Here is a 9,736-nt window from a genome sequence, read left to right as displayed (position 1 = left end):
GAAGTGGCTTACCCGATCGGCTTTGGTGGCGGCGTTGAAACCGTGACCGATGAGAGCGGCAACTCCAAACAGGTCTGGTCGCCGGCGGAAACCGTTCGCGCAATTGCTTACGACACGCCAGTCGTCGGTTGGCGCGGCGCTAGCGTCAACACCTTGCGTCTCTGGCGTGCACGAGCCATGGAGGACTTGCACCTGGAGCGCTTCAACGCCGGCGACCACTTGGGGGCGGTGGCCGAAGTGGCCCGTGCGGAAAGCATCTCCCGCGTGCTCTATCCCGCTGACAGCACCGAGGCCGGTCAGGAGTTGCGGCTGCGTCAGGAGTACTTCTTCGTCGCCGCGTCCTTGCAGGACCTGCTGCGCCGTCACCGCAATATGCACACCTCGGTACTGACCCTGGGCGATCACGCGGCGATCCAGCTCAATGACACGCACCCCTCGATCGCCGTGGCCGAATTGATGCGGCAACTGGTCGATGTGTATGACGTGGCGTGGGACGCGGCCTGGCAGATCACGGTCGATACGCTTTCCTACACCAACCACACGCTGTTGCCGGAAGCGCTGGAAACCTGGCCAGTCGGTTTGATGGAGCGGATGCTGCCACGGCACATGCAGATCATCTATTTGATCAACGCCCAGCACATCGACTCGCTGCGGGCCAATGGCATTCATGACTTTGACGTATTGCGCGCGGTGTCGCTGATCGAGGAAGACAACGGTCGCCGGGTGCGCATGGGTAACCTGGCGTTTCTGGGTTCCCACAGTGTCAACGGCGTGTCCGCCCTGCACACTCAACTGATGCGTAGCACGGTGTTTTCCGAGCTGCACAAGCTGTATCCGGAGCGAATCAACAACAAGACCAACGGCATTACGTTCCGCCGCTGGCTCTATCAGGCCAACCCGGAGCTGACCTCGATGATGGTCGATGCACTGGGCCCGGATCTGCTGGATAACCCGGAGCGGAAACTGATCGGCCTGGAGCCGTTTGCCGAGAAAGCAGCGTTCCGCAACAAGTTCGCCGAGCAGCGCCTGCACAGTAAAAAGGCCTTGGCCTATCTGATTCATGAACGGCTGGGGATTGCGGTCAATCCGGCGGCAATGTTCGACGTGCAGGTCAAACGGATTCACGAGTACAAGCGCCAGTTGCTCAACCTGATGCACACCGTGGCGCTGTATCAGGCGATCCGCGCCGAGCCGGAAGTCGATTGGGTGCCGCGGGTGAAGATCTTTGCCGGCAAAGCTGCCGCGAGTTATCACCAGGCCAAGCTGATCATCAAACTGACCAACGACATCGCCCGGGTGGTCAACAACGACCCGACAGTGCGCGGTTTGCTGAAAGTGGTGTTCTTGCCCAACTACAACGTCAGCCTGGCGGAGAGCATCATTCCGGCGGCCGACCTGTCGGAGCAGATATCCACGGCTGGCTTTGAGGCTTCCGGTACCAGCAACATGAAGTTCGGCCTCAATGGCGCGCTGACCATCGGCACCCTGGACGGTGCCAACGTGGAAATGAGCGAGCGCATTGGCGTCGAGCACATGTTCATCTTCGGTCTGACGGCCCAGCAGGTTGAGGCGCGCAAGCAGAATCACGAGTTCTATGCCGCACCGGACATCGCCGCCTCCCATCGACTGGGAGATGTGCTGCAAGCGATTCGCGGCGGTGTGTTCTCACCGGATGAGCCGTCGCGTTACACCGGGTTGATCGATTCGTTGATCGAATATGACCGCTTCCTGGTCTGCGCCGACTTCGATTCCTACTGGAATGCCCAGGTGCGGGTTGAAGAGCGCTGGCACGACTCGAAGGAATGGTGGCGCTCGGCGGTGCTTAACAGTGCGCGCATGGGCTGGTTCTCGTCCGACCGAACCATTCGCGAGTACGCCACGGATATCTGGAAGGCGCTGGAGTAACTTTTAGCAATATTTGCGAGCAAGGCCCAGCGGTTGCATCGCGAGCAGGCTCGCTCCCACAAGGTTTGTGCTGTTTCACACTAGACTGAACCAGACGCTGTTGGGCCCGGACTCGCCCGGCAATGGGCCGCTTAGGGATATCGACCATGCAATGGATGTTCATGCTGATAGGGATGGTGCTGGGCTGGGTGCTCGATGAGTCATTCAGCGATGCGCTGATTGGCGCGTTGATCGGCCTGGGTGCGGGGCAGGCGATTGTGCTCAGGCGCCTGAATTCACAAGCGGACGAACAGCGTCACCAACTGGAGCAGGCGCAGGTCGCCCTCGGCGCGGTCGAGCAACGGCTGGCGTTACTCGAAACCCGTGGCGTCCAGTCAGTTGCGGTCCCTGAGTCGACAACGGCCAGCGAGCCGACAATTTCTCCTGATATCGTCTTCGACCAAGCGCCCGAGCCTGGCCCGGCGCCGTTGTCTGCCGCGCAGGAACTGGTCTGGGAATTGCCGCCCGAATTCGAACCGGTACACGCGAGCATCACCCCTGAGCCTGCCGATCTCTGGGCCCCGCAACCCAGCGAACCACCACAACCGGCCGAACCCCGTGGTCCGAATCTGATCGAGCGCGGTATTACCGCCGCACGCAATTGGCTGTTCGGTGGCAACACCGTACTGCGGGTCGGCGTGGTGCTGCTGTTCTTCGGTTTGGCGTTTTTGCTGCGCTATGCCACCGAAGGCATGGTGGTGCCGATTGAGTTGCGTTACGCCGGGGTCGCTGCGGCCGCGTTGGCGTTGCTCGGGCTCGGTTGGTGGCTGCGACCGCGCAACACCAACTACGCGTTGATCCTGCAGGGCACCGGCATTGCCGTGCTGTACCTGACGGTGTTCGCCGCCATGCGCTTGCACCCGTTGCTCGACCCGTCGGCGGCGTTGGGCTTGCTGGTGGCGGTGACGATCTTCTCGGCGATTCTGGCGATCACCCAGGACTCGCTCGCGCTGGCCTGCGCGGCGGCGTTGGGCGGGTTTGCCGCGCCGATCCTGACCTCCACCGGCGCCGGCAACCATGTCGCGCTGTTCAGCTACTTCGCCTTGCTCAACACCGGCATCCTCGCAATCGCCTGGTTCAAGGCCTGGCGGCCGCTGAACCTGATCGGCTTTGCCGGCACCTTCGGCATCGGTTTCGCCTGGGGCGTGCGTTCCTATACGCCGGAACTGCTGTGGAGCACCGAGCCGTTCCTGATTCTGTTCTTCCTGATGTACCTGGCGATTGGCTTGTTGTTCGCTCGCCGCAAACTGCTCGAGATGACAGACGCGCCGGAGGATGACAGCCGTGAAGCGCTGCTGCGCTGGTCGGCCCGCAAGGGTGACTACGTCGACGGCACGATGCTCTTCGGTCCGCCACTGGTGGGCTTTGGCATGCAGTTCGCGCTGATTCATCATTATGAGTTCGCTGCCGCGTTCAGCGCGCTGGCGCTGGGCATCGTGTACATGGGCCTGGCGCGTTTTCTCAGCGGCGGTCGAGCCCTGCTGCTGGCAGAAACCTGCCTGGCGCTGGGGGTGATTTTCGCCAGCCTGGCGATTCCGCTGGGTCTGGATGCGCGTTGGACGGCGGCCGCCTGGGCAGTGGAGGGTGCGGGGATTTTCTGGCTGGGCCTGCGTCAGCATCGGCCGTTGGCGCGGGCCTTTGCCTTGCTGCTGCAACTGGGTTCGGCGCTGGCGTTCCTCAGCAAACTTAGCGTGGGCGACAGCAGCCTGCTCGATGGCTCACCGCTTGGTGCGCTGATGCTCGGCGTGGCGTTGCTGTTCAGTTTCTATCACTTGCGCAACGCTTCCCCTGAGCAAACCTCGGCCTGGGAACGCAAGGGCTTGCCGGTGTTGGCCTGTGCAGGACTGACGTTCCTTTATCTGTTGGCGCCGTTGTTCTTCTTCACCCACGGTACTGCGATCAGTTGGGCGCTGGCCGGTTTGGTGACGTTGTTCGTGGGCTTGCGCCTGCAATCGCGGACCTTCCTGTTTACGGCGTTTGGGGTGCAACTGCTGGGCGGTGTGTTGTTCCTGCTGCGGCTGCAAGGCGCCAGCGGTGAAGCAACGGCGGTGTTCAGCGCCGGCTTGAGCGGTTTGCTCACTGCATCGTTGATTGGCCTGGCGTTGATCGGCGGAATGCTGTTCGCCGCCCGCGACGACATGGTGCGCAGTGACGCACGGTTGCTGCGTGGGCTGTCGGTGGTGTTACTGGCCGGGTTGGTGCTGATCAATCTGGCGGTGCTGTTTGTGTTGCCGTGGCAAACGGCGAGCGCGGTGTGGGCCGCCAGCGGTCTGTTGATCATCTGGCTGAGCCTGTACTTGCAGCAGCGGATAAGTTTTGTCTTTGGCTTGTTGTTGCAGGTGATTGGCGGCGCGGCATTCCTCATCGCCGGTCCCGAACTGCTCGGGCCGCTCGCCAGCGAAGGTCTGCGGCCACTGGGCCACAGCGGTTTCTGGACGCCGATGGTGCTCGGGCTGGCGGCGATGGTTGGCGCCTGGCGCTTGCAGCTTGGCAATCATGCCAGCGCGTTCGATGCCTTGRGTTTGCGGCGCTTGTCCGAGTTGTTGCTGGTGTGGGGCGCCGCCTGGTGGGCGCTGGCGCTGATCAGCGAAGTGCTGCGTTTTGCACCGCTGAACCTGCAAGCCACGCTGTTGCTGGGCCTCGCAGCGCTGAGCGTCGCAGTGTGGACGTTGTTGTCCCGGCGACTGCAATGGCCGGCACTGGGCGTGCTCTGCACGTTGCTGACTCCAGCGGCGGCGCTGGTATTGGTCGCAGCCTGGCATTCGCGTTATCACCCGGCGGCGAATATTGGCTGGCTGGCGTGGGCGGCGGTGTTCGGAGTGCATTTCATCTCGTTGCGGCGCTTGGCGCCGATGCTTCCCGCGCGAGTATCGAGCGCGGCTCACGTGGTGGGTTGCTGGCTGTTGATCGGCGTGTTGGCGTTGGAGTTGCGTTACGGCCTGCTGGTGTTGTCCGAGCAATACAACGCCTGGCGCTGGCTGGGTTGGGCGATCTTGCCGAGCCTGTATCTGGTGCTGATGGCCGCACCGCGCGCCTGGCCGTGGCCGGTGTCGGCGTATGCCCGTGAGTACCGCGTGTACGCCGCACYGCCCCTGGCGCTGTTGATGCTCGGCTGGTTCTGGCTGGCGAACATTGCCAGCGACGGCACCGCCGAACCGTTGCCTTATCTGCCGTTGCTCAACCCGTTGGAAATCGGCCTGCTGTTTGCCTTGTTCGGCGTTTATGCCTGGTCGCGCAGTGCGGTCAGTTCATTGGCGATTCGTGTCGATTACGCCGAGCACGCCACGCAAGTGGTGGCCGGGGTTTCACTGTTCGCCTTCTTCACCGCGCTGGTGATGCGTAGCGCTCACCATTGGGGTGGCGTGCCGTATGAGCTGGATGCGTTGCTGGAGTCGATGCTGGTGCAGGCGGGCTTGTCTATCGTCTGGACCCTGATTGCCCTGAGCCTGATGATCGGCGGGCATTTGCGCCATCGTCGGGAAGTCTGGCTGGTCGGCGCGGCGTTGATTGCGCTGGTGGTCGCCAAACTGGTCTTTGTCGAATTGAGTAACCGCGGCGGGTTGGCGCGGATCGTGTCGTTTATCGGCGTGGGCGTGTTGCTGCTGGTAGTGGGCTATTTCGCGCCGCTGCCGCCCAAACGTGCCGAACCAACGCCAGGGCCTGAAAATCCGGCCAATGAATCTGAAGGAGTGTCGTCTTGAATCGGAAGTGGTCGCTGGGCACTGTTGGACTCTGTGTGGCGTTGTCGGCCACGGCTCAGGAAGCACCGGCAGACTTCACCACGCAGGTGCCGTTGAGCGTGAGCGGCGAAGGGCCGTGGTATCGCCTCGAATTGCCGCTGGCGGTGCAATTGAATGCGCGCCAGACCGATCTCAGCGACGTGCGCGTGTTCAACGCAGCCGGTGAAGTGCAGGCCTATTCGCTGGCGCGGGAACAGGCGCAGAGCCGCGAAAGTCTGGTGGTGAATGACGTCAAGTGGTTCCCGATTTACGACTCGGCCTCTGCCGGCGAGGCGGTGCCGAGCGTGCGCGTGCAGTCGAATGCCAGCGGCACGCTGGTGGAAGTCCAGCCATCGAGTCAGCTCAAGGCTGGTGAAGAAGTACTGCGCGGCTGGTTGCTGGACGCCAGTGCGATCAAGGCGCCGTTGCAGCAGTTGATCCTCGACTGGAGCAGCGAACGTGACGGCTTCCAGCGTTTCAGCATTGAGGCCAGTGACGATCTGCAGCATTGGCAACCGTGGGGCGAAGGCCAGGTGGCGCGGCTGTCGTTTGCCGACGAACGGGTCGAACAGCATGAAGTCGATTTGCCGGGGCAGAGCGCGCGTTATCTGCGCTTGCTGTGGAAAACCCCGCAGGCGGCGCCCGCGCTGACCTCGGCGCAACTGCAAAGTGCCAGTTCCAGCTACCTGCCGCAGCCGTTGGTCTGGTCCGAGCCGTTGGCCGGCAGCAGCACCAGGGCCGGCGAATACACCTGGCAATTGCCGATGGGCTTGAGCGTGGAGCGCTTGCAGATTGAGTTGAGCCAGGCCAACAGCCTGGCGCCGGTGACCCTGTCGGGGCGTCGCGAAAGCAGCTTGCCGTGGCAGCCCTTGAGCAGCGGTTTGCTCTATCGGCTGACGCAAAATGGTCAGGACGTGGTGCAGAACCAGTTGCAGCTGCCTGGCCATGTGGTGCAGCAGTTGAAACTGACCGTCGATGAGCGCGGCGGCGGCCTGGGCGCACAGGCTCCGACAGTGCGCTATGCCGTGCGCTCGACCCGGGTGGTGTTCCTCGCTCGCGGGGCGGGGCCGTACACACTGGCGCTGGGGAGTGCGACGGTTAAAACGGCGAGCTTGCCGCTGTCGACGCTGATTCCCGATTACAGTCCCAAGCGTCTGGCGACGTTGGGCCAGGCCAAGGTCGATGGTGCGGCGGTGATGACTTCGCCGGCTACGCCAGTGGCGCCGATTGTCCCGGGCGCAAACTGGAAGAAGATCGGCCTGTGGGCGGTGCTCTTGCTAGGGGTAGCGGGGTTGGCGGGGATGGCGTTCAGTTTGCTGCGCAAGCCACCCGTCAAATCCTGAAAGTGGGTGCTTCGCACCCCATCGCGAGCAGGCTCGCTCCCACAGGGTTTTCGCCGTCCTTGTGGGAGCGAGCCTGCTCGCGATAGCGGCCTGTGTGCCGGCAAAAAACCGCAATTTGCCGCTACTCCTCACGCCACAACCCTCCCGATTCCGACTACGCTCAACCCCGCGCATGAACTCTATTCAGTGAATCTCGTCTGATAAGAGGAATTGCGCACCGACTCGCGTTAAACTGCGCGGGTTTTTAGCCCCTATTCCTCCGGAGCCTTCCATGTCCCGCGTTACCTTGAGTCGCTATTTGATTGAGCAGACCCGTAGCAACAACACTCCTGCCGATCTGCGCTTTCTGATCGAAGTAGTGGCGCGTGCTTGCAAGGAAATCAGCCACGCCGTTTCCAAAGGCGCCCTGGGCGGCGTTCTGGGCAGCATGGGCACTGAGAACGTGCAAGGCGAAGTCCAGAAGAAACTCGACGTGATCTCCAACGAGATCCTGCTCGAAGCCAACGAATGGGGCGGTCACCTGGCCGGCATGGCGTCCGAAGAAATGGACAATGCCTACCAGATCCCGGGCAAATACCCGAAAGGCGCGTACCTGCTGGTATTCGACCCACTGGACGGTTCGTCGAACATCGATATCAACGCGCCGGTCGGTACGATCTTCTCGGTGCTGCGTTGCCCGAACGAATACCTGAGCCAGAACGAACCCTTGAATGAAAAGGCGTTCCTGCAGCCAGGCACCCAACAGGTCGCCGCCGGTTATGCCATCTACGGTCCGCAAACCATGCTGGTGCTGACCCTGGGTGATGGCGTGAAAGGCTTTACCCTGGACCGTGAAATGGGCAGCTTCGTGCTGACTCACGAAGACATCAAGATCCCGACCTCCACTCAGGAATTCGCGATCAACATGTCCAACCAGCGTCACTGGGAAGCGCCGGTACAGCGCTACGTCGGCGAATTGCTGGCTGGCGAAGAAGGCCCGCTGAAAAAGAACTACAACATGCGCTGGGTCGCCGCGATGGTGGCCGACGTGCACCGCATCCTGAACCGTGGTGGCCTGTTCATGTACCCACGTGACAGCCGCGAGCCCTCCAAGCCGGGCAAACTGCGTTTGATGTACGAAGCCAACCCGATGTCGTTCCTGGTTGAACAGGCCGGCGGCGCGTCCACTGACGGTCACCAGCGCATTCTCGACATCAAGCCTGAAGGCCTGCACCAGCGTGTAGCGGTGTTCCTGGGCTCGAAAGAAGAAGTCGAACGCGCCACGGCTTACCACAAGGAATAAACCATGACTGCGCCCTGGCAGCCGTTGCTCGAATGGTGGTTCGGTTCAGCCGACGATCCGAACGAAGTGGCGGCACAGAAGCGCACGTTATGGTTCGGTAAGCGTGACAGCCAGGACCTCGAAGCGCGCACGCGTTTCGGGGATCTGGTGGAACAGGCACTGGTCGGCGGATTGACCGAGTGGACGCAATGTCCCGAAGGTTGGCTGGCCCTGGTGTTGTTACTCGATCAGTTACCGCGAATGATCTTTCGCGAAACCCCCAAATCCTTTGCAGGCGACCTGAGAGCCCAGGCTCTGGTGGCGCAAGGCATTGCCGCGGATTTCGATCGGCAACTGCTGCCTATCCAGCGGGTGTTCATCTACCTGGTGTTCGAGCATTGCGAACACCTGGCGGTGCAAAACGAAGCCGTCTCACGTTTTGCCGACTTGCTGGCTGAGCAACCCGAGGCGGATCGCGCGGTGTTTGCCGATAACCTCGATTACGCCGAACGGCATCAGAAGATCATCGCAAGGTTTGGACGCTTTCCTCATCGCAATGCGGTGTTGGGAAGGGAGTCTACGGCTGAAGAGTTGGAGTTTCTTGCAGGGCCTGGGTCTCGGTTCTAGCTATTCGTTGTTGCTGATACCGCCATCGCGAGCAGGCTCGCTCCCACAGGGATTTCGCCGTCCTTGTGGGAGCGAGCCTGCTCGCGATGGGGCCTTCAAGGGCGCATCAGATCCTGAAGCTCCCCACCAACTGCTTCAATCGCGCCGCTTGCTGCTCAAGATCAGCACAGGCGCGCAAGGTCGATTGCAGGTTTTCCACACCTTCCTGGTTCAGCGTGTTGATCTCGGTAATGTCGACGTTGATCGATTCGACCACGGCGGTTTGTTCCTCGGTGGCGGTGGCCACCGACTGGTTCATGCCGTCGATTTCGCCGATGCGCTGGGTCACGCTGCCCAGGCGTTCACCGGCCTGGTTGGCGATGCCGACGCTGCTTTCGCTCTGGCGCTGACTGTCGGTCATGATGGCGACCGCCTCACGGGCGCCGACTTGCAGCTCTTCAATCATCTTCTGYACTTGCTGCGCCGAGTCCTGGGTGCGGTGCGCGAGGTTGCGTACTTCGTCGGCAACGACTGCGAATCCACGTCCGGCCTCACCCGCGCGAGCGGCTTCGATCGCGGCGTTGAGGGCCAGCAGGTTGGTCTGCTGCGAGATGCTGGTGATGACTTCGAGAATCTGCCCGATGTTCACCGTGTTGCTGTTCAGCGTTTCAATGTTGCCGCACGAGTCGCTGATTTTGGCCGACAGCTGCTGCATCGCCGCGATGGTTTTATCCACCACTTGCTGGCCTTCTTCAGCCAGGCTGCGGGCGTCGCTGGAATGTTGCGAGGCGAGGGYGGCGTTCTGGGCGATTTCCTGGGCGGCGGCGCCAAGCTGGTTGATCGCCGCGGCCACGCTGCTGGTG

General features: G+C 62.0%; 6 protein-coding genes. 5 read left to right on the top strand and 1 reads right to left on the bottom strand.

Going from position 1 to position 9,736, the window contains the following annotated elements; translation table 11 throughout:
- The 5 genes from AC1DH9_RS16280 to AC1DH9_RS16260 all read left to right on the top strand — a co-directional run.
- On the top strand, window positions 1–1,905 hold a 1,905-nt coding region (locus AC1DH9_RS16280; RefSeq protein WP_477808424.1), incomplete at its 5' end, for a glycogen/starch/alpha-glucan phosphorylase.
- 146 nt (window positions 1,906–2,051) lie between these two features.
- Complete coding sequence (locus AC1DH9_RS16275; RefSeq protein WP_477808423.1) at window positions 2,052–5,645, top strand: DUF2339 domain-containing protein; 3,594 nt, start codon at window positions 2,052–2,054, stop codon at window positions 5,643–5,645.
- Window positions 5,642–7,006: a DUF3999 domain-containing protein gene (locus AC1DH9_RS16270; protein WP_427537625.1), complete on the top strand. Its 1,365-nt coding sequence runs from the start codon at window positions 5,642–5,644 to the stop codon at window positions 7,004–7,006. Before AC1DH9_RS16275 ends, AC1DH9_RS16270 begins: the two co-directional genes overlap by 4 nt.
- Before the next feature lie 271 nt (window positions 7,007–7,277).
- The gene (locus AC1DH9_RS16265) at window positions 7,278–8,288 is read left to right on the top strand and encodes a class 1 fructose-bisphosphatase (protein WP_427537628.1); all 1,011 of its coding nucleotides are present in this window, start codon (window positions 7,278–7,280) and stop codon (window positions 8,286–8,288) included.
- Between the two features lie 3 nt (window positions 8,289–8,291).
- A complete protein-coding gene (locus AC1DH9_RS16260; protein ID WP_427537631.1) occupies window positions 8,292–8,894 on the top strand; it encodes a DUF924 family protein in 603 nt (200 codons plus the stop codon).
- A gap of 106 nt (window positions 8,895–9,000) precedes the next feature.
- Here AC1DH9_RS16260 and AC1DH9_RS16255 read toward each other — a convergent pair.
- A partial coding sequence (locus AC1DH9_RS16255; RefSeq protein WP_477808422.1) for a methyl-accepting chemotaxis protein occupies window positions 9,001–9,736 on the bottom strand: 736 nt, incomplete at its 5' end.

Source organism: Pseudomonas sp. 05T35 (assembly GCF_056396605.1).
Note: the sequence above shows the minus strand (reverse complement) of the source record. Positions and strands in the feature narration are given on the sequence as shown.

What these genes read in the sequence shown, in the direction of transcription:
- AC1DH9_RS16265 (WP_427537628.1), top strand. Translation starts at nt 7,278, where the DNA reads ATGTCCCGCGTTACCTTGAGTCGCTATTTGATTGAGCAGACCCGTAGC.
- AC1DH9_RS16260 (WP_427537631.1), top strand. Translation starts at nt 8,292, where the DNA reads ATGACTGCGCCCTGGCAGCCGTTGCTCGAATGGTGGTTCGGTTCAGCC.